Raw genomic sequence first — 24,326 nt, forward strand, 5'->3', positions numbered from 1 at the left:
GTGAAGCAGGGTCGTGCACTCCTGCGGTGAACATCCCCGTGACTGACTGATTCGACGCAGGCGCGCATTCGGCGCGAATCGGTCGCGCTCACGGTGAAAGGTTTCCCCTGCCCGGACCGACGACGGCTGGACTACAGGTGAAGAGACGCACGTTGTTGCGTGCCATGGTGATCGCCGTGCTGGCCATCCTGATCAGCGGCTCCGGCACCGCCATCGCGATGGACAAGGCGGTCGCGATCACCGTCGACGGCGAACGACAGTCGATCCGCACGTTCGCCACGACCGTGGCAGGCGCACTGGCCAGCGCGGGATTCGAGGCGGGTGCCCATGACGCGGTGGCCCCCTCCGTCGACACCGCCGTCGCCGACGGCAGCTCCATCGTCCTCAAGCGCGGCAGGCTGCTGACCCTCCAGATCAACCGGGAGACCGAGGAGGCCTGGACACAGGCCCTCACTCTCGGGGAGGCGCTGGAGGAACTGGGCATGCGGGTCGACGACGACGAGATGTCCCTGCCGAGGGACACGCCCATCCCGTTGGAGGGCCTGTCCGTCGAGCTGGACATCTCCAAGCTGGTGCAGATCGTCGACGGCGGCGGCGAGATGATGCAACTGGCGACGAACGAACACACCGTCGGCGACCTGCTGGCGGCCGAGGGACTGGCCTTGGAAGACGAGGACTCGGTGACGCCGTCGCTGGACACCGAGTTGGAGAACGGCCTGCTCATCGAGATCACCCGGACTCGCACCGAGGAGGAGACCGAGGAACGCGAGATCCCCTTCGAGATCCAGGAGGAGGACGACCCGGAACTCCCCGTGGGCGAGACGGAGATCGACGAGGAGGGCGTTCCCGGCATCGAACTGGTCACCTACCGGGTGGTCACGGTCAACGGCGAGCAGACCGAACGCACCGAGATCTCCGCGGAGACCATCACCGAGCCCGAACCGCGGAAGGTGCGCAACGGCACGAAGGAACCGGAGGTTCCCGACGTCGGCGACACCGAGGTGTGGGAGCGGCTGGCGCAGTGCGAGTCGACCGGCAACTGGCAGATCGTCAGCGCCAACGGCCTGTACTACGGCGGCCTCCAGTTCAGCCTGCCGACCTGGAACGCCTACGGCGGCGGCGAGTACGCCACCTATCCGAACGAGGCGTCCAAGGAGCAGCAGATCGCGGTGGCGATCAAGCTCCGCGACGCCAACGGCGGCCGCTACAACTCCTGGCCGCACTGCGCGAGCCAGCTGGGCCTGCCGAGGTGACGGCCCAGGTCGGTGACGTCGGGGGTGCGGCGCGGCTGATGCCGTAACCTCCGCGCGTGAGCGAAACGCAGAAGTCGGCCGGACCGAGCGCCCTGCTCGGTCCGGCCGATGTTCGTCGGCTGGCCGAGGAACTGGACGTCCGGCCCACCAAGAAGCTCGGACAGAACTTCGTGCACGACCCGAACACCGTGCGACGCATCGTCTGGGTGGCAGGTGTCGGCCCCGACGACGTCGTGTTGGAGGTCGGCCCCGGCCTGGGCTCGCTCACCCTGGCGCTGCTGCCGCATGCCCGCGAGGTCGTGGCGGTGGAGATCGACCCGGTGCTCGCCGAGCGACTGCCGACGACCGTCGCCGAGCGCGCCCCCACGCTGGCCGCGAAGCTGCGCGTGGTGACCGCCGACGCGATGCGGGTCGGCGCCGAGGAGATCGGCGAGCCGACCGCGCTGGTGGCGAACCTGCCTTACAACGTCGCCGTGCCCGTGGTGCTGCACCTGCTGGAACGACTGCCGTCGCTGCGTTCCGGCCTGGTGATGGTGCAGGCCGAGGTGGCCGACCGGCTCGCGGCCGAGCCGGGCAGCCGGGTGTACGGGGTGCCGAGTGTGAAGGCCGCCTGGTACGCCGACGTCCGCCGCGCCGCCAACGTGCCGCGCGGCGTGTTCTGGCCCGTGCCCAATGTGGACTCCGGCCTGGTGTCGCTGCGACGCAGGGAGACGCCGCCCTCGGACGCGCCTCGGGCGGAGGTGTTCGCCGTGATCGACGCCGCGTTCTCCCAGCGCCGCAAGACGATGCGTTCGGCGTTGGCAGGCTGGGCGGGCTCGCCCGCCGAGGCCGAGCGGCTGCTGCGGGCGGCGGACGTCGACCCGTCGATCCGAGGCGAGCAGCTCACCGTCGCCGAGTTCGCGGCGATCGCGGCGGCCCGGCGGGCGCAGGGCTGAGCGGCGGGTAGAGCGGCGGGCCGACGCGGGTCGTCGCGTCGACTTGCTCGCGCGCGGGAAGGCGCGCGTGTCAGGTGTGATCGTCGTAGTTCCAGCTGCGGCCCGTTCCCCGGTACTGCTCGACGGGGATGGGCGCGGTGCCCTCGGGCAGGTGATCACGGCAGAGGACGCCATGGAGATGATCGACCTCGTGGGCGACCAAGCGGGCCATGCCACGGTGGAAGGTCGTGATCCTCTTCTCGCCCGTGATGTCGGTGTGCTCGACGTGGATCGTCAACGCCCTGGGCACCCGGCAGCGAACGTCGAAGAAGCTCAGGCAGCCTTCGTACTGCTCGTCGACCTCCTCGCTCGCCTCGATCACCCGTGGGTTCAGCAGGATGACGGGCTCGTCGGTGCCAGAGGTACGGACGAGGGCGGCGGCCCGATCGATGCCGATCTGGGGCGCGGCCACCCCCATTCCCTTGCCGAAGACCTGCGCTCGACCGATGCGTTCGGCAGCGGCATGCAGCGCGGCGACGACCCGGCGCGCGTCCGCGTCCTCGGCAGGCAGCGCGAAGGTTCGAGCGGTACGCCGCAGCAACGGATCACCGTCTTGGACCACGCCCAGGGCGGCCATGGTGTCGCTGGGGCGGGTCCGGGTTTCACACGGCGCTTCGTCGTGACCGGGCACTGAGACGTCGTTCATCGCGAGACTGCCTGTCTTCCTTGGGTGGTTCGGGGCAGTATCCGACCGGGCCGGGCCGGGCCAGATCAGGCCGGTGCCGGGCGGCGCCGAGTGAGCGCGGGGGTTCTTGGTGTCGAGGATGCCGACGAGGCCGGTGCGTGGCCGATCTCGACGCAGGATGCCTGGTTCACCGCGTAGCTCGATGCTCGCCGTTCCCTGATGTTCAACGTGCTCCTCGGATCAACGGCGATCGCCAAGAAGTTGGTCGCCTCCGGTCAGACTCCCAGATCGGAGGTTGAGCCGTCGGACGCCCGACTCCGGGATCCGAAGGCCCTCGACCGGCAGTTGCGCCGGCGGCATGCCGAACAGGTCACGAGTGCGCAAACCGCGATCGCAACCTACCCGAACGAGATCCAGATCCCGACTCCGTGCAACGCCGAGCTCGATGACTCGCGGCTTGCCGAACTCGGCCTGGTCGACCCCGGAAGGCTGCGCCGCAGCCTGCGTTCCTTCGGGCCATCCGGCATCACACCCGCATTTCTCACCGACACCGTTGCCGGCGAGGCCTGGCTGCGCAACCTGGCCCCGCCGTTCACCCACCACCGGGAGGCCACCGATGTCCGCGCCGGAAACGCCCGCACCCAGCACGAGCGTGGCACTGGCCAAGGGCGTGTCGAGCACGCCGGTGGTCGACGGCCTGACACTGCTGGATGAACGCAGCGGCATGATCTACCACCTCAACCACACCGGCTTCCTCGCGTTGACGGCATTGCTCGACGGAGGCACCGAGGCCGCCACGGCCGCGCTGTGTGCCCGCTACGCCACCACCGCCCAGGACGCTCGCGACGACGTCGTACACCTCCTCGCTACCTTGGAAGCCCGCCGGCTGGTGATCCGCGCGTGAGCGCCCCGATCGCCCTGACCCCGCCGCAGACGCTGTTCATCGGTGAGCGGTGCGCCGGTTTGCTGGCCGTGGTCGCCACCAGCGTGCTACTGGTGCTCACGCGAGCCCGCCCTCAGCTGATCCGCCGTGTTCTGCGCGCACTGCACCGCAGTAGCCGGGACGCCGACCTCCACCGGACCGAACGGGCTTTCGACGTGGTCACCACGGTCAGTCTGCGCTGCGCCAGCGGACATGGCTGCCTGCGCCGTTCCCTGGCGATCGTCATCCTGTGCCGCGTTTGGGGCATGCGGGCGACCTGGCGGGTCGGGTTCCGCTCGCCACCGCCACAATCCCACGCGTGGGTCGAAGCCGATGGCCGACCCGTCTGCGAGGTCGTCGATCCCCGCATCAGCTACCACCCGATGATCACGCTGTGAGAGGACACTCCGCCCGTGCCCGAGACCCTCCAAGCCCGGCTCGCCGAGTTCGCCGCGTCGCTGCGCGCGGTCGGCGCCATCCGATCCCATGCCGTCGAGCACGCCTTCGCCGCCGTGGCCCGGCACCGCTGCGTGCCCCGGTTCCGGTACGGCCCCGAGACCATCACCGTGCCGCAGGACGAACTGCCCGGCGACCAGCTTCTGGACATCGTCTACTCCCACCGGTCGCTGCTGACCAGCATCGGACAGGACGGCCGCCTCCCGTCGTCGTCCTCGGCACCCACGCTGATGGCCCGGATGCTCGAAGCACTCGACCTGCGCTCCGGCATGCGGGTACTGGAGATCGGCGCAGGCACCGGCTACAACGCGGCGCTGATCACCACCATCACCGGGGCGCCCGTCGTCACCGTCGACGCCGGGGCAGCCACCGCACAAGGCGCAGCCGAGTCGATCCATCGCCTCGGACTCGGCGACCGGGTCACCGTCGTCGACGGCGACGGCTACCGCGGTGAGCTCAGCGGCGGCCCGTACGACCGCGTCGTCGTCACCTGTGGGGTCGCCGGATTCTCGCCGCACTGGTTCGATCAACTCGCTCCCGGCGGCCTCGTCCTCGCGCCGGTCGCGCACGGCGGTGTGCACCCCGTCCTGGCCGCCACCCGACACGCCGACACGGTGGTCGCGACCGCCGCGTTGTGGGCGGACTTCATGCCCGCCGCCGGCCCGCTGCGCCCGGCCGAACTCGCCGGAGGCGACCCCGCCGACTACGTCCCTCCCGCACCGGTCACCCGGATACTCGACGCCAGTCCGGCGCGCACCCAGGACGCCTACAACGACCTGTGGTTCTTCCTCGCCACCCGCGACCCCGGCATCACTCGTGCCTACATGGCAGACGACTCCGTCGACACCACCACCGGCGCCTGCGCACTGCGCTCACCTCACGGCACAGCATGGGTACACATCGACGGCAGCATCACCGCTACCGGGCGGTCCAGCGTGGCCGAGGACCTCCGCGCTCTCATCCGGGAATGGAGCAGCGCCGGCCGGCCGGCACTCACCCGGTTCAGCGCCGTACTCGACCGAACCGAGACAGCCGAACCTCTGTGGACGACAACCCGATGGAACGTGGAGACGAACGCCGCCGACTCCGCTGCTTGCACAACCTGACCGCAGAACGACAGGCTTTCGAGAACGGACGCTCAGCGGCTGATCGGCTCTGCGGAGATGCTGTGAGCCTGCCCTCACCAGGACCGATCCACGATCGATGCTCGAACGGCGGATGCGATCGGACTCGGCGGCACATGCCGATGGTGGGCATCGGGAAGACATCGTGGGCATCGGGAAGACAGGAGCCGATTCGCTCCACCCACGACTTCACACTCGCCGGTACTGGGCCGGCGCCGGTGAGCGGACTGCGGCCCGGCGCCGCCTCAGCTGCGGGAACCCTCAGTGGAGTCGGTCGGCTTTGACGGCGGTGACGAACGCGTTGAAGGTGTTGGTGTCGACGTGGAGGGTGCCGCCGTCGCGGTTCTTGGTGTCGCGGATGCCGACGAGGCCGGGTGCGCGGCCGATCTCGACGCAGGTTCCCGTGTTCTGCGACCGGCTGGACGTCCGCCAAGCGCCGGTTCGGAGAGATCGCAGCGTCATGGTGACTCCATCCCGTTGATGATCTTGGTGATGAGTCCGGTCGACTGTTCCGGGCTCAGCGCGGCATCCATGACGATATCGACCGCTGTTCTGTACGCCTCAACATCTTCCGGCTCGTGGAAGAAGAGCGAGCTTCGACGGTTCTCGGTGTGCACGATGGGGTCGCGGGCATCGTTGAAGATCAGCACGTCGAACAGGCCCTCCAGGTCGGGACTCCAGCCCGCCGTGAAGGGAACGACGTGGATGTGCACGTTGGGCAGCGCTGCATCCCGACGAAGCGCGTGTAGCTGTTCGCTGAGGACCGTCGGGCCTCCGACCAGCCTGCGTAGTGCGCCTTCACCGATGATAGCCAGCAGTTCAGTGGGACGATCTTGCCGTGTGAGGATCTCGCGTCGTCCAAGACGGACTCGAACTCGCATCTCCACCTCGTTGTCCGGCACACCCCCGGCCCCGATGATGGACCGCGCATAGTCGCTGGTTTGCAATAGGCCGGGGATCAGCAGCGGCGACATGGACACGATCTCGACGGCATCGCGCTCCGACTCGAGGAGAGCGGTCAGGGCACGAGCCTGCTCAGGCAGACCTGTGGCAACCCATCGTCGGCCGCCAGCGTCCCGAGCCATCTCTACAAGTTCTTCGCGTTCTGACTCATCAACGCCGAGGACCGCCAGAACAGCGGAGACGTCCACGGGCCGTGGCGTCCGCGTTCCCGACTCCCATCGGCCGACGGTCGCAGCTGCGAGGCCCATCTTCAACGACAGCGCTCTGGCACTAAGCCCCGTGTTCTCGCGTGCCCGGCGGAGTTCTCGGCCGATCGCGACAGCCTTCGGCGTACCAACCATGCGCGCAGCGTAGCGACGACAGTCCAGGCGGAAGTTCCCCCGATCGGGCAGTTGATCCAAGTGCTTCCAGCTGTCGATACTGATTCCAGTTTGGAGTCATTCGGATTCAACCGGATTTGTACTCGTCAGCTGTAGCGGACACGGAGGTTGCGGATGTCCTTGCTTTTGTTGATCACTGCACTGCCCGGTCTCGTCGCGTTCGCCGCGACGACCTGGGCGGCCGTGCGACGCCGACGGGTGCGGAGCGCGTCGGCGGGGTCGCGGGACGGGCGCCGCAGTGCGGCCTGTGTGGCGCCCTCGCGATCGGCCCTCGCCCCTGCCCCTGCCGACGGGGCGACGGCAGGCGTGGCCGGCCCGGCTCCCCGTGTCGGTCTCGCCACGTCCCCGCAGCGCGGCGGTGCGTCGTGACCGGGCTCGTCCTCGGCGGTTCGGCGCTGTTCGTCGTGGGGCTGGTCCTGGCGTGCTGGGGCTATCGCGCGCCGAGGCGGGCCGAGCCTGCGCGGGTGCGCTCGGTGTCGGTGATGTCGATCCTGGCCCGCTGCGCCGTCGAGGCGTCTGCGCAGTCGGTCGGCCGTCCGGTGCTCGCGGGTCGGCTGACGGTGGGGGTGGAGTCATGACGTTCGCTGATCCGGCCGACTGGTCGGTGTCGGTTCCGGCCCGGTTGTTCGGTGAGAACCGGGCGGAAAGCCTGCGGGTGAGCTGCAATCGGGCTCGGCGGCACGTGCTGATCGAGGGCACCAGGAAGCCCGCGAAGCCCGTGTTGGCCGCGCTCACCGTTCCCGACGCCCGTTGGCTGCTGACGGCGCTGCGGCCGTCGGGCCGGTCGACGGCCCTGCCCGCCGTGGGCAACGGCCTGGCATGGCGGCGCGTGGTGGTGACCCCGGCGACCTGGTACGTCGAGCTGGCGATCTACGGACCGATCGAGGTGATCGGCCGCTGGCACGTCCACGCGGACCAGCTCCCCGAGGTCGGGTTCGCCCTGGCCGAGTCGATCACGCTGATCCGGGCCGCGACGCCGCAGGCATCCGGCCGGGCCGCCGAGCGGGCGACACCGCGACGTCGGCGCGTCGAGCCGACCGAGGCAGCAGGGGAGTCCCTCCTCGTCCCACGCCGGGTCGGGGTGGCGGCGGACGAAACCGGCGCGGTGGGTGAGGCCGGCGCCGAGGTTCAGAGTCGGGTTCCCGCGACGGCGCGGTCGATCGCGGTGTCCTCGGCGGGCTCGGTGTCCTCGGCACGCGGGACGGGCGGTGACGCGCGATGACCGAGAGCTGGGCCGTGAACTCGTGGTTCGTCCGATCCGTGCGCATGGGAGACACCCACCTCGGCCGCATCGAGCCGCGCTCGTGCTCGGTGGTGGTGTGGCCGGTGTGCGGGCGGCGGCGGTTCACGGCGCTCAATCGGTGGCCGATCGAGGAGTGCTACTACGACGACCAGCCGTGCGCGGACTGTCTCGCCACTCTCGACCACGGCCCGCCGACCCGCGCGCTGGTGCGGCCGCTTCCCTTCCCGACGGCTGCCGAGCCCGCCGACTCCCGCTCCATGCCCGCGCCCCGGCGTGTCCTGGCGGTGGTCCGGTGATCACCGTGTCGACGACCACCACCTTCACTCTCATCGGCACCGTCCGGCAGCTGCGCGCCGCGCGGGTGCGGCCCTACGTCCGGGCGGCGGTGCCCCGATGAGCGCCCCGCGCGGCGACGACCGGCCGGGCGCCGCCGATGCGGCGCGTCGGAATCCGTCCTGCGGCGACGGCGGCCGGGCCGGGATCGCCGGTGCGACGTTCGGGACAGGCCTCGCCTCGGAACCGATGCTCGTCGATCAGATCTCGGCGCCTGCCGTCGGCCTGATCCTCCAACGGCACAAGGTCTTCGTCGATCAGGGTGAGGCACTGCTCGTCGACGGCGAACGGGCGGTGGCGCTCTGCGGGGCGTGGGTGACGGTCGGCGCGTCGCCCGCCGAGGTGGAGCCCGGCGTGCCGGCCACCCATGTCGAAGACTGTCCCGACTGCCGCGCGATTCACCTCGGCGAGGCCGACCTCCCGATGCCCGGTGATCCGATCCGGTGGTTCGTCCGTCGCGTCGGAACGCCTGTCGTGCACGTCGTCACCGACGACGGCATCACCGCGACTCGGCTCGTCGCGCAGTGCGGCCGATCGTTCCGACTAGGTGAACCCCTCGAACGCCTAGCCGCAGGCGACGGCGTGCCCTGCACCGCCTGTCTGCTCGCCGCGCCGTCGGACGGTGGGCTGCTCGGCCGCGTGCCCGGCGACCCGCCGCGGCTCGGCTGCCCGCCCGGCGCAGGCCGCTAGCGGCAGCCGGGCTCTGCTGACGTCCGGAAAAAGGCTCGTCGGGGTTCGACGAGGCCGATACAGTGACGCTGAGAGATCGTTCGACTACGGAGGAGAGCCATGTCCGTGCCCGTGTTGCGCGGCGAGCTGCACGCGCTCGTGGCGGGATTAGCGGCCTTTCCCGCCGGGACGCTGAGCCAGGCGGGACTCCGCGCGGCGGGCGTGCTGCGTCGGGTGCTCTCCACCAGCGAGGCGGCCTCGGCGGACGCGGCCATCCGGCGGCTCGACCTGGCGGGCCTCGGCGTCGACGAGTGCGCGGCGCGCCTTCGCGGCGGCATGGGCGCGCTGCGCACCTATGCGGCGGCCCTGTGATGTCGGAGATCGAAGACGTGGCGGCGGCACTGGCCGCCGTGCAGGCCGACCTGCCGGTCGCCGAGGCGCTGGCCGAGGCGGACCGGATCGACGAGATCCTTCAGCAGGTGGCCGCCCTGGCGCGGGAGTCGCGCAACCCGCTGCTCCGCGAGGCCCGCGACGAGCTGACCCACGCCCGCGACATCCTGCGCCGCACCGCAGGCCATTGGGGCGCGGCGGGCAGCCACCTCGACGAGTACGCCGCCGATGTCCTTGGCATCGCCCCCGTCCTGACGCCGCCCACCTTCGCCGCCTCGGCCGCCGACGTCGTTCCCGTCGCCCCCGTCGACCGCAGCACCCCGCCCGGCTGGCCCGACGAGCCACGCGGGATCAGCACCCAGAAGCAGGCCAGACACGTGCTGGGGACACGGGAGTACGCGCAGCGGAAAGACGAGAAGACGGGCGGGGCGTCAGCGTTCTTCGATGAGGAGGCGGCTCGCGTGCTTGTCAGAAGAACCTGGCAGGAAGGATTTCCTGTCGCAGGCAAGAATCACGTTCGGGAATATGACTTCGGCTATCCGATTGGCGTCAGTAGTCGCGGTTCCTTGCAAACTCGCGTTCGAGTCCATCTCGACAATAAGGGGCGCCTGCATGGGCATCCCTGCGGTCCTGGACGTGTACGTACTTGTCGGGAGTTCTCATGAATCTAGACGAGATAATTTCTTTGATCACGGCGTCCTATGGTGGTGATCTGAGTAATCCTCACTTCTACTTCGTCGACCCGGCGTTGGAGCGTCGACCATATCATGAGATCGTCAATAGGATTGAGTCCATCGGCGATGTGCGTATATCGGAGTATTCCGATGCGAACACCTATGCCTCATTCGCCTACGTGATCGAGAATTGTGGCCGGTCCTGGGCGTTGGAACTTTCGATGCTCGGTCCGATCGGTGTCTTCGCTCGAATCGGGGAACACGGTTGGGATCGCCTTCTTCGGCCAGGGGAGGGCGACTTGCTTCCCTTCGAATGTGAAGTATTCGGCCTCCTTGTTGAACAGAAGATCACGTTTCCTGTCCGTGCGATACTGGAGCACCCGCTTGATATGATCTTGGACTACACCGACCCGGGTAACGTCCGCGTCTATCATGCCCTCTTCTCTGATGAGGACTTCCTGCCGTGGGAGTTCTCACCGTTGTATCCGGAGCTTTCGGGGCGGGATCGCAGCTGGTCGGAGTGATGGTGTCGTGGTCGGCTCTGTGGGATGGGGTGTGACTGTGGAGGACCTGCTCTCCGTCATCACCCGCGTGTACGGCGGCGATCTCACCGCGCCCGACTACTCCTTCATCACCAGTCAGATGGAACAGCGTCCCTATGACTCGCTGATTCAGCAGCTCGGCGCGCTCGACTCCGTCCAGCTGTCTGAGCACACCGATACCATCAACTACGTGGCCTTCGCCTACAAGGTCGATCATCCGCAACAGGAATGGGTCTTGGAGCTGTCGATGCTGGGACGGTTGGCCGTCCTGGCACGTACCGGGGATCATCAGTGGCAGCGCTTGATGTATCCCGACGACCAGGACCTTCATGTAGTGGAGCAGGAGATGTTCGCCGTCTTCGCCGAACACCAGATCGAATTTCCCAGTAGGGCGACGTTGGAGCTGCCGATCGACATGACCTTGGACTACACCGACCCCGAGAACGCTCGCGTCTATCACGCCCTCTTCTCCGACGAGGACTTCGTCCCGTGGGAGTTCTCGCCGCTGTATCCGGAACTCTCCCGGCGATGGATCGGCGATGGTGCCGATTCCGAACGATCCGGGTGGCAGGAGAATGAGTGAGGACGAGATGGTCGAATTCATCACCAGCGCCTATGGCGGCGATCTGGCCTGTCCCGACTTCTCCTTCGTTCGCGCGCAGCTGGCGGCGCGGCCCTACGATTCCGCCATCGAGCGGATTCGTGCCTTGGACGCCCTGGAGGTTGCTGAATCGATCGATCTGAACTATGAGGTCTGCTTCGGTTATGAGATGGTCGGTGAAACTTCGATCTGGGTTCTGGAGATCTCCATGGTCGCCCCCCTCGCCGTTCTCGCGCGGGCAGGCGGCGGCTACTGGCATCAGTTGATCTACCCGTCCGGCGAAGGCCTCACCTCCGTCGAGGAAGCCGTCTTCGATATCCTCGGTGCGCAAGGCATAGAGTTCCCTTCCCGTGAGCAACTCGAACAACCGTTGGATATGTCGCTGGCCTTCACCGACCCGGAGAACGTCCGCGTCTATCACGCGCTGTTCTCCGACGAGGACTTCCTTCCGTGGCAGTTCTCCCCGTTGTATCCGGAACTCTCGCGGTCGGAGTGACCGAAGCCGCCGGACCGGCGGCCCGCCCGGTGACCAAAGGGGCGTCCGGTCCGTGTTCGGCGTCTCGTCGAAGGATCGCGGGTTCCGGTCACGCCCGCAGCCGGAACCCTGGCGGATCGCGAAAGTAGTCCGCGATCCGCCAGAACACGGGAACGAGTGACGAGAAGCCGACGTCCTTTCGATCACCACGACTCGATGAGCGGCTCGGCATGCTCGCGTCGGCTCCACTCCCGTGCAATGCGCGCGATGCGCTCCGGCGCGGCCATTCCGTGCACCGTCGCCACCCTGCCGTCGCGGATCTCCAGGATCATCGCCGCCAGCACCCGGTCGTCGACCGTGACGATCATCGCCGGCGAACCGTTGACCACGGCGGTGTGGACGGCCGGGGAGCCGCCTGCCATCCGCCGCTTCGCCGGGGTCGGCTTCAGTCCCGCGCGCAGGACCGCGGCGATCTGTTCGGGATCGGAGAACCGCTTCAGCCCCGTTCCCCAGCCCGCCCCGTCGATGATCGCGGTCGCGTCGTCGGTCAGCAGTTCCACCAGCCGTTCGGTGCGACCCGAGGACGCGGCGTCGAGGAACGCCCCGACGATTCGGCGCGCGGCGGCGGCGTCGACCGCGCCGACGTCCCGTCGGGCGGTGACATGACGTCGGGCCCGGTGGGCGTGCTGCTGGCTTGCGGACACCGTGATGTCGAGGAGGTCGGCGATCTCGGCATGGCTGTAGGAGAAGGCCTCCCGCAGCACGAAGACGGCACGTTCGATCGGTGTCAGCCGCTCCAGCAGCGTCAACACCGCCAGCGTCACCGATTCCCGCTGCTCGACGGTCTCGGCCGGGCCGAGCATCGGATCACCGTCGAGAAGCGGCTCGGGCATCCAGTCGCCGACCACGCGCTCACGCCGTGTCTTCGCCGAGCGCAGCCGATCGAGGGACAGGTTGGTGACCACCTTGGTCAGCCACGCCTCGGGGATCTCGATGCGCGTCTGGTCGGCGGCCTGCCAGCGCAGGAAGGCGTCCTGCACGGTGTCCTCGGCGTCGGTGGCCGAGCCGAGCAGCCGGTACGCGAGCGAGGCCAGCCGGGAACGGCTGGCCTCGAAACACTCCACTCCGGTGGCCTTCATCAGGGCGACCCCACGTGTCGACGATGGTCGGCGGCACGGGCGGACCCGGCATCGGCGGCCAGGCGGTGTCTGCGCGCCGGGAGCCCGTTCGTCGGGTTGCTCGACGTCACCATGACGCCCTTGAGCACGGCGTTCTTGAAGCGGGCCGCCCCACGGCCGCGCACCGACCAGGACTTCGCCTGCGCGTCGCCGTCGACGACCTGGAAGATCCCGTCCTTCTGTCCGAGGCTGAGGCAGTTGCCGAAGTACCCCAGCGGAACCTTCGTGATCGAGCGGCCGGTCAGATCCCCGATGATCGCGGCGGTCGCCTGCCTGGCGGTGAAGCCCGCCGACGCGCAGGACATCGGCAGCGGGCGACCGTTCCTGTCGACGGCGTGGACACTGTCGCCCGCGGCGTAGACGTCCGGGTGCGAGACCGACCGCATCATGCGATCGACGGTGATCCGGCCGTCGTCCTCGACGGTGAGGCCGCCTGCGGCGGCGATGGGGTGGACGCTGAAGCCCGCGGCCCACACGGTCGCGTCGGAGGACAGGACGGTGCCGTTCGCGGCGACCGCTCCCGTCGCCGAGACCTGGTCGACGGTGGTGTGCTCGTGAACGGTGATGTGGAGGCGTTCGAAGGCTCGCAGCAGGTGACGCCGCGCCTTCTCGCTCAGCCAGCCTCCCAGCTCGCCGCTGGTCGCGAGGGTGATGCCCAGCCCCGGCCGCGACTCGGCGATCTCGGTGGCGACCTCGATCGCGGTGAGGTTGCCGCCCACGACCAGCACCTCCCCGGTCTCGCCCAGTTCGTCCAGTCGCCGACGCAGTCGCCGCGCCGCGTGTCCCTCGGCGACATGGAAGGCATGCTCGTCGACGCCGGGAACGCCGTGGTCGGCGACGGTGCTGCCGAGCGAGTAGACGAGGGTGTCGTAGCCGAGCTGGTCGGTGCCCTCGTCGTCGGTCACGGAGACGGTCCGCCGCTCGGCGTCCATGGCGGTGACGTGTGCCAGGCGCAGCCGGACGCCGGTGTCGGCGAACAGCTCCGCCAGCTCGTGTCGACGGGGATCCAGGCCTGCGGCGAGCTGATGCAGGCGCATCCGCTCGACGAAGTCGGGTTCGGCGTTGACGGCGGTGATCTCGACGTCGTCGGGGTGCAGCCGGCGGGCGAGGGCCCCGGCGGCGAAGACTCCGGCGTATCCGGCTCCCAGGACGATGATGCGATGTCGCATGGCTCGTACTCCCGTCTGTCTGGACGCCCTTAGAACGGGGCGGCAGCCGGATCCCTGACAGAACGGTGACGTGATCTGGCTCACTATCCGGTGGCGGTGTCTCCGGCCTGGGGCCCGGGGATGTCGTGTTCCAGGCGATGCCGCAGGCCGCCGGCAGCCAACCGCCGGGCACCAACCGCCGGCCGCCAACCGCCGGCCGCCAACCGCCGGTCATCGGCCGCAGGCAGGCGGCTGGGAGGGACGCCGGTGGAGATCGCGACGCGACGTCGGCAGCGTGAGGCGGGCCCGGCGGCCGTCGTGACCACGCCGCCCCGGCCGGTCGAGAAGAGCAGGCATCCTCGGCCTGCCACGTCTCCGCCGTGCCGGGAACCTTGCCGGTGGGAGGTGCGCCGTCCGCGTCGTCGGCGGGACCGTCCTCGGCTCGGTCGTCCCGAAGCGACTCCGCCGGTCCTCGGCGCTGCTGCCTGCGCGGACTCCGTCGAGCCCGCCGCCGCCGAAGCGTCGGCCTGCGGCCGTCGCGCGCCTGGCATGGCCGCGCGTTCGGCGTCGACGTGACCACTCGGCGCCCTCGAAGACCGCCCCGTGTCCTTCGCCACGCCCGGCGCGTCGGCTCGTGCCTGGAGCCCATGTCGTGCCGCCGCGTCCGTTGGGCGAAACGGGTGTCGTCGCCCAGGTGTGGCCTGAATCTACTTGCGCGGGAACTCGCTTGTCGGTTTTACTCTGTGAGACCGACCATCCTGAGCGGCTGAGAGACCTGGCTCGACGACGCCGCAGCAACCACCCACCCGTTGGGCAGGTGCTAACGCCAGGACCGATGGAGTCGTAGTGTTAGTTCAGTTCATGCTCACGCGCCGACGTGTGGTCGACCAGTGTCGTCGAACCGCTTCCGGCTGTCGGGTCCACCTCGCTGCATCCCGAGACTGACCCCCGGTAGTCATCGCCCCCCTTTCTCACCGCCCCCTCGTCGGGGGCGGTCTCAGCGTGCCGCCCGTGAGCGGCCCGGCGTCGTGGAGCAGAGATGATCACTGTCGAGAAGCTGACCAAGACCTTCCCCGGCAAGAAGGGCGTCGTGCACGCCCTGGACGGGGTGACCCTGTCCGTCCCGGAGAGCACCGTCTGCGGCGTCGTCGGGCCCAGTGGCGCGGGCAAGTCCACGCTGGCCCGCTGCATCGCGCTGCTGGAGCAGCCCGACAGCGGTTCGATCACCGTGGAGGGCACCGACCTGGTGTCGCTGCGGGGCCGTGACCTGCGGGCCGCCCGCCGCCGCATCGGTGTGGTGCCGCAGGGCGACTCGCTGCTGCGGCAGCGCACCGCGGCGGGCAACGTGGCCCTGCCGTTAGAGAGCGCGGGCGTCAGCCCGGCGGCCCGCCGGACGCGGGTCGTGGAGCTGTTGGACCTGGTCGGACTCACCGACAAGGCGGGCAGCTACCCGGACCAGCTCTCCGGCGGACAGCGTCAGCGGGTGGCGGTGGCCAGGGCGCTGGCCGCCCGGCCGTCCGTGCTGCTCGCCGACGAGCCGACCTCCGCACTCGACCCGGAGACCACCGGATCGGTGCTCACCGTGCTGGACCGCGTGCGAGCCGAACTCGGCGTCACCGTGCTCGTGGTCACCCACGACATGGCCGTCGTCCGCCGGATCTGCGACGACGTCGCGGTGCTGGCCGACGGGCAGATCGTGGAACACGGCAAGGTGCTTGACCTGCTCACCGTGCCCGGCAGCAGGATCACCGCCTCGCTGCTGCCCGAGATCGACCAGGCCGCCGGCCTGGCCGGCAGCGCGGCGCGGGCCGACGTCGTCGCCGAGGTGGTACTCGTCGGCTTCGCGGCCGTCGGGGCGCTGCTGCCGGAGGCGGCGAATCGCTTCAACGTCGAGCTGGCCATTCTCGGCGGCGGGTTGACGCGGCTCGGCGACACCCCGGTGGCGCGGTTCCGCATCGGTCTGACCGGCGACCGGGCCGAGGCCGCGCTGGCCTGGCTCGGCGACCACGAGGCGACGATCCGTCGCGCCCCACAAGAGATTCCAGGAGTAGCCGCGTGAGAGAACCGACCCCGTGGGATCGGGTCTTCGACCTGGTGTCAGCCGCCACCGGAGACACGATCTACATGGTCGGCATCGCCACGATCCTCGCCGCGCTCGGCGGCATCCCGCTCGGGGTGCTGCTGCACATCACCTCGCCGACGGGCCTGAGCCCGCGGCCGGTGCTGCACCGGGTGCTGGGCGTGGTGGTGGACATCGGCCGTTCGCTGCCCTTCGTGGTGCTGCTGGTCCTGCTGGGGTCGGTCACCCGGACGCTGGTCGGGACGACGATCGGGCCGACGGCGGTGATCGTCCCCCTCACGGTCGGCGCGATCCCGTTCGTCGGCAGGCTCGTCCAGGCGGCGTTGCGGGAGGTGAACGCCTCGGTCGTGGAGGCGGCGATCACCACGGGTGCGAGTCGGACCCGCATGGTGCGCAGCGTCCTGCTGCGGGAGGCCGGCCCGGCGCTGGTGGCGGCGATCGGCGTCACGGCGGTGACGCTGATCGGCTACTCGGCGATGGCGGGCGTGATCGGCGGCGGCGGGCTCGGCGACGTGGCCATCCGCTTCGGTTATCAGCGCAACGACACCCGAATGCTGTGGGCGTCGGTCGTGGCGCTCGGCGCGCTCGCCTGGTTCACCCAGCTGCTCTTCGACCGGCTCGCGCGGGCCATCGACCGGCGGCGGTCGGCGCTGAAGATCTGACGCCGAACCGGGGCTGACGCTCACCGGGGCGGCCCGGCCCCTCTCGATCGACATCCGACGTCGACGCCGGTCAGTGAGCCGTCGGGTCTGTCCACAGTGGACTCATGACGACCGCGTGACCGACCGCGTGCGACGACGACAGACCTCGAAACACCGAAGAAGTTCCGCAGAACGGAGACATCGCCATGCGCACCACCCGTCGACTCAGAGACGTGACCGTCCTGCTCGCCGCCTCGGCTGCCGTCCTGGCGGGCTGCGGAAGCGAGGACGCCTCGACGACCGACGAGGCCGCCTCGACCGACGGCCCGCTGCGGGTCGGCGTCAGCCCCGTGCCGCACGGCGAGATCCTCGAGTTCATCGACCAGGAGCTGGCCGCCGACGCCGGGCTGGAGCTGGAGGTCGTCCCCTTCAACGACTACGTGCAGCCCAACACCGCGTTGCAGGACGGGTCGCTGGAGGCCAACTACTTCCAGACCATCCCGTACCTGGAGAACTTCGAGATCGAGCACGGCGGCGAGTACGAGTGGATCGAGGCCGTGCACCTCGAACCGCTGGGCCTGTACTCGGAGAGCGTCGAGTCCGTCGACGACCTGCCGGACGGCGCCACGATCGGCGTGTCCAACGACCCGGCCAACCTCAACCGCGGCCTTCAGCTCCTCGCCGACAACGGGCTGATCACCCTGCGCGAGGGGACCGAGGGGCAGGCCACCGAGGCCGACGTCGAGGACAACCCGAGGAACTTCGAGTTCGCCCCGCTGGAGGCCGCGCAGCTCGCGGTGAGCCTCCAGGACACCGACGCCTCCGTGATCAACGGCAACTACGCCATCGACGCGGGCCTGAGCCCGGCCGACGACTCGATCCTGTTGGAGGAGGCGGAGGGCAACCCCAACGCCAACGGCGTCGTGACCACGCCCGCGCTGGCCGACGACCCCAGGATCGCGACGCTCGTCGAGCTGCTGACCTCCGACGACGTCCGCCAGTTCATCGAGGAGAACTACGACGGCGGCGTGCTGCCGTCGTTCTAGAACACACGCGTGACGAGGCGAGGGCGGGGTGGACATCGGTCCGCCCCGCCCTCTCGCGTCGGAGGGGCGGGGCCGGGTGCGGCTGTGTCCGATCTCATGCCGTGGCGGCTCCGTCCGCGACTCTCCTGACCTGTCGTCCGTGTCGGTCCGTGTCTGTCTCACACGATCGGACCGCGAGATCGCACCGCCGTGTACAACGGTCGGTGTCCGGTCGATGACGTCGGGTGATCATCGGCGGTGGACCGAACACATCACCCGGAACCGCCCGTAGGCTGCAGGGGTGCTCGCAGTCGTGCCACCCCCGATTACGGTTCGCGCCCCGGCCAAGGTCAATCTGCACCTCGGTGTCGGCGACCTGCGTGACGACGGCTACCACGACCTGGTCACCGTGTTCCAGGCTCTGTCGCTGACCGACGAGGTCACCGTCGCCGTCGCCGACGAGCCCGGCGTGGAGGTATACGGCGAGGGTGCCGACGCGGTTCCGACCGGCCCGTCGAACCTGGTATGGCGTGCGGTGCAGGCCCTCGCCCGCCACGTGGGACGCGACCCGGACGAGCCGAAGGTCCGCGTGGTGATCAACAAGGGCATCCCGGTGGCGGGCGGCATGGCGGGCGGCAGCGCCGACGCCGCGGCCACGCTCGTCGGCCTCGCCTCGCTCTGGCGGCTCGACATCGGCCGGGACGAACTCGGCGACGTGGCGGCGACCATCGGCAGCGACGTCCCCTTCTGCCTGCACGGCGGCAACGCCCTGGGCACCGGGCGAGGCGAACGACTCGTGCCCGTGCTGTCCCGGCACTCCTTCCACTGGGTGCTGGCGTTGGCCAGGCGCGGCCTGTCGACGCCGACGGTCTTCCAGGAGATGGACCGGATTCGCAGCGAGGGTCGGCCGCCCCGCATCGGGACCGTCGAACCCGTGCTGGAGGCACTGGCCTCCGGCGACCCGCGCCAGCTCGCCCTGCTCCTCGGCAACGATCTCCAGGCCGCCGCCGTCTCGCTGCGGCCGACACTGCGTCGCACCCTGCGTGCGGGCGTCGACGCGGGTGCGCTGGCCGGCATCGTCTCCGGTTCCGGTCCGACCTGCGCCTTCCTCTGCGAGAGCGCGGCCTCGGCGGTGCAGGTCGCCGCCGAACTGTCCGGGGCGGGCGTGTGCCGCACGGTGCGCGTGGCCCAGGGACCGGTCCCCGGAGCGAAGACCGTCCAACGCGAGGAACAGCCGCGGCCCGCTCCGCCCCCGGTACACGCATGACGGGGAGGCATCGCGCGCCGTCACCAGCGCAGCCCCGCAGGCACCTCGTGCTCGTCCACTCGGAGCGAGACGCACAGCGGCAGGACGACCAACAGGGCGGCGCTGAGGAAGAACGGCGCCTGAACGCCGAGTCCGCCCGCCACCGCGCCCCCGACCAGGGCGCCCGCCCCCGTGGCCACCAGGCCGCCCAGCCGATCGACGCTCGTGATCCTGCCGAGCAGCGCGTTCGGTCCGATGATCTGCCGTACCGACGTCGCCACGATCGTCCAGACCATGAACATGGCGTTCCCCGCGGACACCACCACGAAGGCGGGCACCAGCGAGGACGTCACAGCCTGTAGCACGTACATGACCCCGATGAGCAGGGGCGCGGCCCGAATGATGAGGCGACGGCTCACCCGACCGTCCAGCCGCACGGCGAGGAAGCTGCCCACGAACGCGCCGACCGCCTCGCCGACGAGCAGCAGCCCGTAGCCCACGGCGTCGAGCCCGAGCCATCGCGTGGCGAACAGCACGAACACGCTGGTGATCATCCCGACGCAGAAGCTGATGATGGCGCCGATGATCGTCATCGACCGCAGCAGACGATGACGCAGCACGTGGTGCACACCGATCCGCAGATCGGCGGTCACACTGTTCGGGATCTCGGCCCTGGCGTCCGCGTGGTGGCCGGCGGGCGCCGCGACCACCCGGACCCAGATCAGCAGCGCCGCCGACACCACGAAGGTGCCCGCGTTGACGAAGAACGGCAGCGCGTGATCGATCGCGAACAGCACGCCCCCCAGCGCCGGGCCGACGAAGGCGACACCCAGCGTCCACGAGGACATCAGCAGACTGTTGGCCCGGTTCAACGCCGAGCTGGGCACCACCTGCGGCAGTACGGCCTGCGAGGCGCTGTCGAACACCGTCTGGGTCGTGCCGAGCACGATCGCCACCACGTACAGCGGCCATAACGCGGCGAGGTCGTCGGCCACCAGCAGGGCGAACCCGAGGATCGCCGCCGCCCGCACCAGGTCGCTGGAGACCATCAACGCTCGACGTCGCATCCGGTCCGCCGCGACCCCGGACCACAGGATGACCAGTGCCGCGGGCAGCACCGTCGCGACCTTCAGCGCGGCGACGGCCTTCTCATCGGCGGTCAGCGCGACCGCGAGCAGCGCGATGGCGGGCAGGTAGAGGCCGGTGCCCAGCGCGGAGATGCCCGTCGCCGCGAGCAACGCCAGAAAACTGCGGCTCCTCGTGAGCGGAGGGTCTGCGAAATCGGCACCGCTGCTGGTCACTGACTCGACTTTCGTGAAGACAGGGGGCGGTGCCCCGCGGTGCCCCGTCTGCGAGCTTCGTCGTCGTCCGTGTCACGGAGACCGGGGCGGCGACCGAGACGAATCAGGGGATGGAGCGGGACCGGCACGGCGCGATCCGGGCGGCGGCCGAGGGGAGCCGGGTGTCCCGTCGTCGGCCGATCGATTCAAGGGACGTCGGAATGAGGGAGGGTCCGTGAGGTGAGCGGGCTCGGCGCCGTGCCACGACCCCGGTGTCGCCCTCGGGTGCCGAGACACCGGCGCCAAGCTGCTGACATTACGGAGCACCTCACACCGGTGACAAGGGCCGAGACGGGCTAGCGCGGTGCGCCCTTCGGTCCAACAAGGCCGATTCACCTGCGGTGTTCTTCGAGCGCGGACGTCCGCGACCCGGCCGCCCTTGACCTCCAGTCGACTGGAGGTCGCAGCCTTCTCGCCGTGACAGATCCCGCCGCCCCCGCCGTCCGACGAGTCCGTGTCTGGAACTCGCGACCCTTCCGTCGACTCTGGACGATCGGCCTCCTCAGCTCGCTCGACCGGTGGATGATGCAGATCGGGTTGACCGTCGGGGTACTGGAGTTCGGCTCCGGCTCGACGCTGGCCTGGATGCTGTTGGCGGGAACCGTGCCCGGTCTGCTCGTCGGTCCGCTCGCGGGCGCCGTCGTCGACCACCGCGACGCGCGTCGGGTGGCGAGCATCGGACTCGCCGTCCAGGCCGCCATGACCCTGAGCATGGGGCTGTTCCTCGAGCACTCGCTCGTGGCCGTGGCGTGCTGTCACGCGACAGCCTCCATCGCGGGGCGCTTCCCGCCGATCGCGCTCCAACGGCTCCGTTACGCCGTGCTGGACGAGTCACGGTGGACGACCGCCAACGCCGCCGTCTCCCGCATCATGGCGCTGACCCTGATCCTCGGCGCGCTGCTGGGCAGCGCCGGAGTCACCGTGCTCGGCATCGTCCCGACCTTCGCCGCGGCCGCCGCCATGGCCGCGCTGGCCGCCGCGCTGGTGTGGACCGTGCCGGGAGAGACCGCCCGACCTGCCGCCGCCGGGGGCGGACTACGGCTCGGCGGCGGCCTCGCCGCCCTCCGACGGCACCCGAGCGCCTGCGCCATCGTCGTCCTGTGCACGGCGTGGGGGCTCATCGGCGGCGGCCTCACCGTTCTCCTCGGCATCCTCGGCGCCGACCTGACCGGCGACGGACGCGGCGTGGGCGTCCTCCTCGCCGTCTATGGCGCCGGTCTGCTGCTGGGCACCCTCGGCGCGGGCCGCCTGGCGCCGAGCATGCAGAGCCGAGCCAACGTCGCCTCCTACCTCGTCCAGGGATTCGCGTGGGCGGCGGTGGCCCCGCTGGGCGCGCTGCTGCTGCCGGTGTCGGCGGTGCTCTTCGTCATGGGCGTCGTGGGCGGCGTCATCATCGGATTGGAGGTCACCCTGCTGCTCAGAGACGTGCCCCGCGACCTGCACGGTCGGGTGCTCGGCATCTACCTCGTCGCCGACGGGGCGTCCGGGCAGCTCTCGCTGGCGCTCATCGGCGCGGCACTGGGCATCGCCTCGGCGCCGACGGTCATCGCCGTCGGCGGCCTGACGTCCGTCGTCGTCACCGTGCTCGCGGCTCTGGTCATGCGAGCGCCGCGGAAACGCGGGCGGCGGCGCCCAGCCGAGACGGGTGTGTGACGGCCCGGCGGTCCCGGCGGATAATGCCGGTGAATCGGGCCGAGCAGGCCCGAGACGTGAGCGGACGAAACGGAGCGTGGTCCCGGCCGATGGTCAACCTGGTGAACCTGTCCGAGGTGTCGAAGTCCTACGGCGTGCGCAACCTGCTCGACAGCGTGTCGCTGGGCATCGGTCGCGGCGAGCGGGTCGGCGTCGTGGGACTCAACGGCGGTGGAAAGACGACGCTGCTCGAGGTGATGGCGGGCATCGAGCCGCCGGACTCGGGCCGAGTGGCGCACAGCTCCGACCTGCGGATGGCCGTGGTCACCCAGCGCACCGAACTGCCTGCCGGCTCGACCGTCCGCCAGGCGATCCTCGACCCGCTCGGGTACGCGGCCGAGCACGAATGGGCGTCGGACGCCCGGGTACGCGGCATCCTCGAAGGCCTGGGCATCACCGCACGCGGCCTGGACGCCCCGGTCGCGAACTTCTCCGGCGGCGAACGCAGGCGGGTCGCGCTGGCCGCCGCGCTCGTGCAGGAACTCGACCTCATCGTGCTGGACGAGCCGACGAACCACCTGGACATCGAGGGCGTCCGCTGGCTCGCCGACCACCTGATCGCCAGACGCTGCGCGCTGATCGTCGTCACCCACGACCGGTGGTTCCTCGACACGGTGTGCACCAGGACGTGGGAGGTCGTCGGCGGAGGTGTCGAACAGTACGAGGGCGGCTACGCCGACTGGATCTTCGCCAGAGCCGAACGGGCCAGGCAGGCCGACGCCGCCGAAGACCGGCGCCGCAACCTGGCCCGTAAGGAACTCGCCTGGCTGCGTCGGGGGGCGCCGGCACGCACCTCCAAGCCGCGGTACCGCATCGAGGCCGCCGAGACGCTGATCTCCGACGTGCCGCCGCCCCGCGACAACGTCGAACTGCTGACCTTCGCCAAGCGGCGACTCGGACGCACCGTGCTCGAACTGGAGAACGTCGACCTGCGTGCCGGGGACCTGACGATCGCCGAGGACGTCACCTGGCGGATCGGACCCGGCGACCGGATCGGCCTCGTCGGCGTCAACGGCTCCGGGAAGACCACCCTGCTGCGGATGCTCGCGGGGGAGCGCGAACCGGCGTCGGGGCGGCGAATCCAGGGACAGACGGTGCGCCTGGCACACCTCACGCAGGAACTCCACGATCTGCCCGCCCAGCTGCGGGTGCTGGAGGCCGTCGAGGAGGTCGCCACCCGAGTCACCCTCGGCAAACAGGACCTCTCCGCCGCGCAGCTCGCCGAACGGCTCGGCTTCCCCAAGGGCAGGCAGTGGACGCCCGTCGGTGACCTCTCCGGCGGCGAGAGACGCCGACTCCAGCTGGTGCGCCTGCTGATGGCCGAGCCGAACGTGCTGCTGCTCGACGAGCCGACGAACGATCTCGACATCGACACCCTGCAACAGCTGGAGGATCTGCTCGACTCCTGGCCGGGCACGATGGTGGTGGTCTCCCACGACCGGTATCTGATCGAGCGGGTCTGCGACCGGGTGGTGGCGCTGTTCGGCGACGGAGCCGTCACCGACCTGCCGGGAGGGATCGACGAGTACCTGCGCAGGCGGGAACAGGCGCTCGCCCAGCCCAAGACGGCGGGTGCGGTGGCGTCGGGTTCCACGGCGGCGACCTGGACCGACTCCGACGCGGCGCCCTCCGCCGCGGGCCTGTCGGCCGCGGACACCAGGGCGGCCCGCAAGCAGCTCGCGAAGCTGGAACGGAAGCTGGCGAGCCTGGACAAGAAGGAGACCGCGCTCAATCAGGCACTCGCCGACGCGGGCAGCGACACCGGGCGCCTGATGGACCTCGACGCCGAACTCCGCGAGGTCAAGGCGGAGAAGGCGGAGATCGAGGAGGAGTGGCTGCTGGCGGCCGACGCGTTGGAGGGGTGAGGGGCGGCCGCCGTCGGTAGCCGGATGAGACGGCGCGGCTCCTTCCGGCACACCCCGAGGCGACTCTTCATATCCGGCCCGACCCGGTGGCACGATGGCCACGCGTGATCACGAAGCGTACGAGATGACGTCGTGTCGGTGACCGAGGCCGTGGACCGGCTTCGCCGGGCGTACGAACGACTCACCGAGGCGCTGCGGTCCGCGGCGGTGGCCGACCTGCGATCGCCGAGGGTTATGAGGCCTTCGCCGGGATCACCGGGGCTTCCGTCCGGCCGCACGTGGCCGAGGTCGATCGGCCGACCGCCACGACCGCCGACGAGGCTGGGTGAGGCCGCCGTCCGTCGTCGACGCCTGCTGCCGGGAGAGCGGGGTATGGGGCCTGCTCCGGCCAGCGGATACGACATCCATGGTGAAGCGGATTTCGGTGACCTCCGGCGGCCCGACGGTGCCGCGGGCAGGCTCGGCGGATGAGGCTTCGGCGAAGCGC

Annotated in this window: 27 protein-coding genes and 1 riboswitch; of the genes, 21 read left to right on the top strand and 6 right to left on the bottom strand. The window is 70.1% G+C overall.

What is annotated here, in order from left to right; translation table 11 throughout:
* Window positions 1-137: 137 nt before the first annotated feature.
* Window positions 138-1,253, top strand: coding sequence for a resuscitation-promoting factor (locus AHOG_RS30200; RefSeq protein ID WP_093940040.1), 1,116 nt, complete (start codon window positions 138-140; stop codon window positions 1,251-1,253).
* 56 nt (window positions 1,254-1,309) lie between these two features.
* Window positions 1,310-2,188 carry a 16S rRNA (adenine(1518)-N(6)/adenine(1519)-N(6))-dimethyltransferase RsmA gene (rsmA, locus tag AHOG_RS03315; protein WP_093940041.1) on the top strand — a complete coding sequence of 293 codons (879 nt, stop codon included), beginning with the start codon at window positions 1,310-1,312 and terminating at the stop codon, window positions 2,186-2,188.
* A 70-nt stretch (window positions 2,189-2,258) separates the two neighbouring features.
* On the opposite strand, the gene AHOG_RS03320 is transcribed toward rsmA, so the two are convergent.
* Entirely contained in the window at window positions 2,259-2,873 is a 615-nt protein-coding gene (locus tag AHOG_RS03320) for a peptide deformylase (RefSeq protein WP_093940042.1), read from the bottom strand.
* Window positions 2,874-3,071: 198 nt separating this feature from the next.
* Between AHOG_RS03320 and AHOG_RS28980 the strand changes: the two genes are divergently transcribed.
* From AHOG_RS28980 to AHOG_RS03335, 4 genes are read left to right on the top strand one after another with little or no spacing between them, the layout of a single operon-like run.
* On the top strand, window positions 3,072-3,566 hold the full coding sequence (locus AHOG_RS28980; RefSeq protein WP_169725780.1) for a hypothetical protein: 495 nt from the start codon (window positions 3,072-3,074) through the stop codon (window positions 3,564-3,566).
* Window positions 3,505-3,756: a PqqD family peptide modification chaperone gene (locus AHOG_RS03325; protein ID WP_245856535.1), complete on the top strand. Its 252-nt coding sequence runs from the start codon at window positions 3,505-3,507 to the stop codon at window positions 3,754-3,756. The genes AHOG_RS28980 and AHOG_RS03325 overlap by 62 nt, the downstream gene beginning before the upstream one ends.
* Window positions 3,753-4,172 (top strand): lasso peptide biosynthesis B2 protein, encoded by a 420-nt coding sequence (locus AHOG_RS03330; protein WP_211290518.1) that lies wholly within the window; start codon window positions 3,753-3,755, stop codon window positions 4,170-4,172. Before AHOG_RS03325 ends, AHOG_RS03330 begins: the two co-directional genes overlap by 4 nt.
* Before the next feature lie 15 nt (window positions 4,173-4,187).
* The gene (locus tag AHOG_RS03335; protein WP_093940044.1) at window positions 4,188-5,336 is read left to right on the top strand and encodes a protein-L-isoaspartate O-methyltransferase family protein; all 1,149 of its coding nucleotides are present in this window, start codon (window positions 4,188-4,190) and stop codon (window positions 5,334-5,336) included.
* Window positions 5,337-5,615: 279 nt separating this feature from the next.
* Here AHOG_RS03335 and AHOG_RS03340 read toward each other — a convergent pair whose 3' ends face one another.
* Together AHOG_RS03340 and AHOG_RS03345 are read right to left on the bottom strand one after the other, a co-directional pair.
* Entirely contained in the window at window positions 5,616-5,816 is a 201-nt protein-coding gene (locus tag AHOG_RS03340) for a DUF397 domain-containing protein (protein ID WP_093940045.1), read from the bottom strand.
* Window positions 5,813-6,658 (bottom strand): helix-turn-helix domain-containing protein, encoded by an 846-nt coding sequence (locus AHOG_RS03345; RefSeq protein ID WP_093940046.1) that lies wholly within the window; start codon window positions 6,656-6,658, stop codon window positions 5,813-5,815. The genes AHOG_RS03340 and AHOG_RS03345 overlap by 4 nt, the downstream gene beginning before the upstream one ends.
* 404 nt (window positions 6,659-7,062) lie before the next feature.
* Here AHOG_RS03345 and AHOG_RS03350 point away from each other — a divergent pair, with 404 nt between their 5' ends.
* The 9 genes from AHOG_RS03350 (at window position 7,063) to AHOG_RS03390 (ending at window position 11,645) form a co-directional block, all read left to right on the top strand.
* On the top strand, window positions 7,063-7,275 hold the full coding sequence (locus AHOG_RS03350; RefSeq protein WP_093940047.1) for a hypothetical protein: 213 nt from the start codon (window positions 7,063-7,065) through the stop codon (window positions 7,273-7,275).
* Window positions 7,272-7,919, top strand: coding sequence for a hypothetical protein (locus AHOG_RS03355; protein ID WP_093940048.1), 648 nt, complete (start codon window positions 7,272-7,274; stop codon window positions 7,917-7,919). The genes AHOG_RS03350 and AHOG_RS03355 overlap by 4 nt, the downstream gene beginning before the upstream one ends.
* The gene (locus AHOG_RS03360; protein WP_093940049.1) at window positions 7,916-8,236 is read left to right on the top strand and encodes a hypothetical protein; all 321 of its coding nucleotides are present in this window, start codon (window positions 7,916-7,918) and stop codon (window positions 8,234-8,236) included. Before AHOG_RS03355 ends, AHOG_RS03360 begins: the two co-directional genes overlap by 4 nt.
* 97 nt (window positions 8,237-8,333) lie before the next feature.
* The gene (locus AHOG_RS03365; protein WP_093940050.1) at window positions 8,334-8,963 is read left to right on the top strand and encodes a hypothetical protein; all 630 of its coding nucleotides are present in this window, start codon (window positions 8,334-8,336) and stop codon (window positions 8,961-8,963) included.
* A 99-nt stretch (window positions 8,964-9,062) separates the two neighbouring features.
* Window positions 9,063-9,314, top strand: a complete 252-nt coding sequence (locus tag AHOG_RS03370; RefSeq protein ID WP_093940051.1) for a hypothetical protein — start codon at window positions 9,063-9,065, stop codon at window positions 9,312-9,314.
* Window positions 9,314-9,997 (top strand): polymorphic toxin type 50 domain-containing protein, encoded by a 684-nt coding sequence (locus AHOG_RS29240; protein ID WP_211290519.1) that lies wholly within the window; start codon window positions 9,314-9,316, stop codon window positions 9,995-9,997. The genes AHOG_RS03370 and AHOG_RS29240 overlap by 1 nt, the downstream gene beginning before the upstream one ends.
* Window positions 9,994-10,530 carry a hypothetical protein gene (locus AHOG_RS03380; protein WP_093940053.1) on the top strand — a complete coding sequence of 179 codons (537 nt, stop codon included), beginning with the start codon at window positions 9,994-9,996 and terminating at the stop codon, window positions 10,528-10,530. Before AHOG_RS29240 ends, AHOG_RS03380 begins: the two co-directional genes overlap by 4 nt.
* Window positions 10,531-10,561: 31 nt before the next feature.
* A complete protein-coding gene (locus AHOG_RS03385; protein ID WP_157736610.1) occupies window positions 10,562-11,131 on the top strand; it encodes a hypothetical protein in 570 nt (189 codons plus the stop codon).
* Entirely contained in the window at window positions 11,124-11,645 is a 522-nt protein-coding gene (locus tag AHOG_RS03390; protein WP_093940055.1) for a hypothetical protein, read from the top strand. The genes AHOG_RS03385 and AHOG_RS03390 overlap by 8 nt, the downstream gene beginning before the upstream one ends.
* A gap of 182 nt (window positions 11,646-11,827) precedes the next feature.
* On the opposite strand, the gene AHOG_RS03395 is transcribed toward AHOG_RS03390, so the two are convergent.
* Complete coding sequence (locus AHOG_RS03395) at window positions 11,828-12,763, bottom strand: sigma-70 family RNA polymerase sigma factor (RefSeq protein WP_093940056.1); 936 nt, start codon at window positions 12,761-12,763, stop codon at window positions 11,828-11,830.
* Window positions 12,763-13,971, bottom strand: coding sequence for an NAD(P)/FAD-dependent oxidoreductase (locus AHOG_RS03400; protein WP_093940057.1), 1,209 nt, complete (start codon window positions 13,969-13,971; stop codon window positions 12,763-12,765). The genes AHOG_RS03395 and AHOG_RS03400 overlap by 1 nt, the downstream gene beginning before the upstream one ends.
* A gap of 729 nt (window positions 13,972-14,700) precedes the next feature.
* Window positions 14,701-14,792: riboswitch (SAM riboswitch) on the top strand.
* A 197-nt stretch (window positions 14,793-14,989) separates the two neighbouring features.
* Between AHOG_RS03400 and AHOG_RS03405 the strand changes: the two genes are divergently transcribed.
* The 4 genes from AHOG_RS03405 to AHOG_RS03420 all read left to right on the top strand — a co-directional run bounded on the left by AHOG_RS03405 (window position 14,990) and on the right by AHOG_RS03420 (window position 18,963).
* Complete coding sequence (locus AHOG_RS03405) at window positions 14,990-16,009, top strand: methionine ABC transporter ATP-binding protein (RefSeq protein ID WP_093940058.1); 1,020 nt, start codon at window positions 14,990-14,992, stop codon at window positions 16,007-16,009.
* Entirely contained in the window at window positions 16,006-16,692 is a 687-nt protein-coding gene (locus AHOG_RS03410) for a methionine ABC transporter permease (protein ID WP_093940059.1), read from the top strand. The genes AHOG_RS03405 and AHOG_RS03410 overlap by 4 nt, the downstream gene beginning before the upstream one ends.
* 185 nt (window positions 16,693-16,877) lie before the next feature.
* On the top strand, window positions 16,878-17,717 hold the full coding sequence (locus AHOG_RS03415) for a MetQ/NlpA family ABC transporter substrate-binding protein (RefSeq protein ID WP_093940060.1): 840 nt from the start codon (window positions 16,878-16,880) through the stop codon (window positions 17,715-17,717).
* A gap of 280 nt (window positions 17,718-17,997) precedes the next feature.
* Window positions 17,998-18,963, top strand: a complete 966-nt coding sequence (locus tag AHOG_RS03420; protein WP_093940061.1) for a 4-(cytidine 5'-diphospho)-2-C-methyl-D-erythritol kinase — start codon at window positions 17,998-18,000, stop codon at window positions 18,961-18,963.
* 20 nt (window positions 18,964-18,983) lie between these two features.
* Here AHOG_RS03420 and AHOG_RS03425 read toward each other — a convergent pair whose 3' ends face one another.
* Window positions 18,984-20,243, bottom strand: coding sequence for an MFS transporter (locus AHOG_RS03425; RefSeq protein WP_093940062.1), 1,260 nt, complete (start codon window positions 20,241-20,243; stop codon window positions 18,984-18,986).
* Between the two features lie 456 nt (window positions 20,244-20,699).
* Between AHOG_RS03425 and AHOG_RS03435 the strand changes: the two genes are divergently transcribed.
* Both AHOG_RS03435 and AHOG_RS03440 read left to right on the top strand, forming a co-directional pair.
* Entirely contained in the window at window positions 20,700-21,935 is a 1,236-nt protein-coding gene (locus tag AHOG_RS03435) for an MFS transporter (protein WP_093940064.1), read from the top strand.
* A gap of 89 nt (window positions 21,936-22,024) precedes the next feature.
* The gene (locus AHOG_RS03440) at window positions 22,025-23,839 is read left to right on the top strand and encodes an ABC-F family ATP-binding cassette domain-containing protein (protein WP_093940065.1); all 1,815 of its coding nucleotides are present in this window, start codon (window positions 22,025-22,027) and stop codon (window positions 23,837-23,839) included.
* Window positions 23,840-24,326 lie beyond the last annotated feature (487 nt).

Origin of the sequence: Actinoalloteichus hoggarensis, assembly GCF_002234535.1 — a bacterium.
Lineage (GTDB): Bacteria > Actinomycetota > Actinomycetes > Mycobacteriales > Pseudonocardiaceae > Actinoalloteichus_A > Actinoalloteichus_A hoggarensis.

Bases quoted from the DNA above. Each gene is read 5' to 3' on its own strand.
- AHOG_RS03320 (WP_093940042.1), bottom strand. From the start codon at position 2,873: ATGAACGACGTCTCAGTGCCCGGTCACGACGAAGCGCCGTGTGAAACC.
- AHOG_RS28980 (WP_169725780.1), top strand. From the start codon at position 3,072: ATGTTCAACGTGCTCCTCGGATCAACGGCGATCGCCAAGAAGTTGGTC.
- AHOG_RS03340 (WP_093940045.1), bottom strand. From the start codon at position 5,816: ATGACGCTGCGATCTCTCCGAACCGGCGCTTGGCGGACGTCCAGCCGG.
- AHOG_RS03345 (WP_093940046.1), bottom strand. From the start codon at position 6,658: ATGGTTGGTACGCCGAAGGCTGTCGCGATCGGCCGAGAACTCCGCCGG.
- AHOG_RS03355 (WP_093940048.1), top strand. From the start codon at position 7,272: ATGACGTTCGCTGATCCGGCCGACTGGTCGGTGTCGGTTCCGGCCCGG.
- AHOG_RS03360 (WP_093940049.1), top strand. From the start codon at position 7,916: ATGACCGAGAGCTGGGCCGTGAACTCGTGGTTCGTCCGATCCGTGCGC.
- AHOG_RS03365 (WP_093940050.1), top strand. From the start codon at position 8,334: ATGAGCGCCCCGCGCGGCGACGACCGGCCGGGCGCCGCCGATGCGGCG.
- AHOG_RS03370 (WP_093940051.1), top strand. From the start codon at position 9,063: ATGTCCGTGCCCGTGTTGCGCGGCGAGCTGCACGCGCTCGTGGCGGGA.
- AHOG_RS29240 (WP_211290519.1), top strand. From the start codon at position 9,314: ATGTCGGAGATCGAAGACGTGGCGGCGGCACTGGCCGCCGTGCAGGCC.
- AHOG_RS03380 (WP_093940053.1), top strand. From the start codon at position 9,994: ATGAATCTAGACGAGATAATTTCTTTGATCACGGCGTCCTATGGTGGT.
- AHOG_RS03390 (WP_093940055.1), top strand. From the start codon at position 11,124: ATGAGTGAGGACGAGATGGTCGAATTCATCACCAGCGCCTATGGCGGC.
- AHOG_RS03395 (WP_093940056.1), bottom strand. From the start codon at position 12,763: ATGAAGGCCACCGGAGTGGAGTGTTTCGAGGCCAGCCGTTCCCGGCTG.
- AHOG_RS03400 (WP_093940057.1), bottom strand. From the start codon at position 13,971: ATGCGACATCGCATCATCGTCCTGGGAGCCGGATACGCCGGAGTCTTC.
- AHOG_RS03405 (WP_093940058.1), top strand. From the start codon at position 14,990: ATGATCACTGTCGAGAAGCTGACCAAGACCTTCCCCGGCAAGAAGGGC.
- AHOG_RS03415 (WP_093940060.1), top strand. From the start codon at position 16,878: ATGCGCACCACCCGTCGACTCAGAGACGTGACCGTCCTGCTCGCCGCC.
- AHOG_RS03440 (WP_093940065.1), top strand. From the start codon at position 22,025: ATGGTCAACCTGGTGAACCTGTCCGAGGTGTCGAAGTCCTACGGCGTG.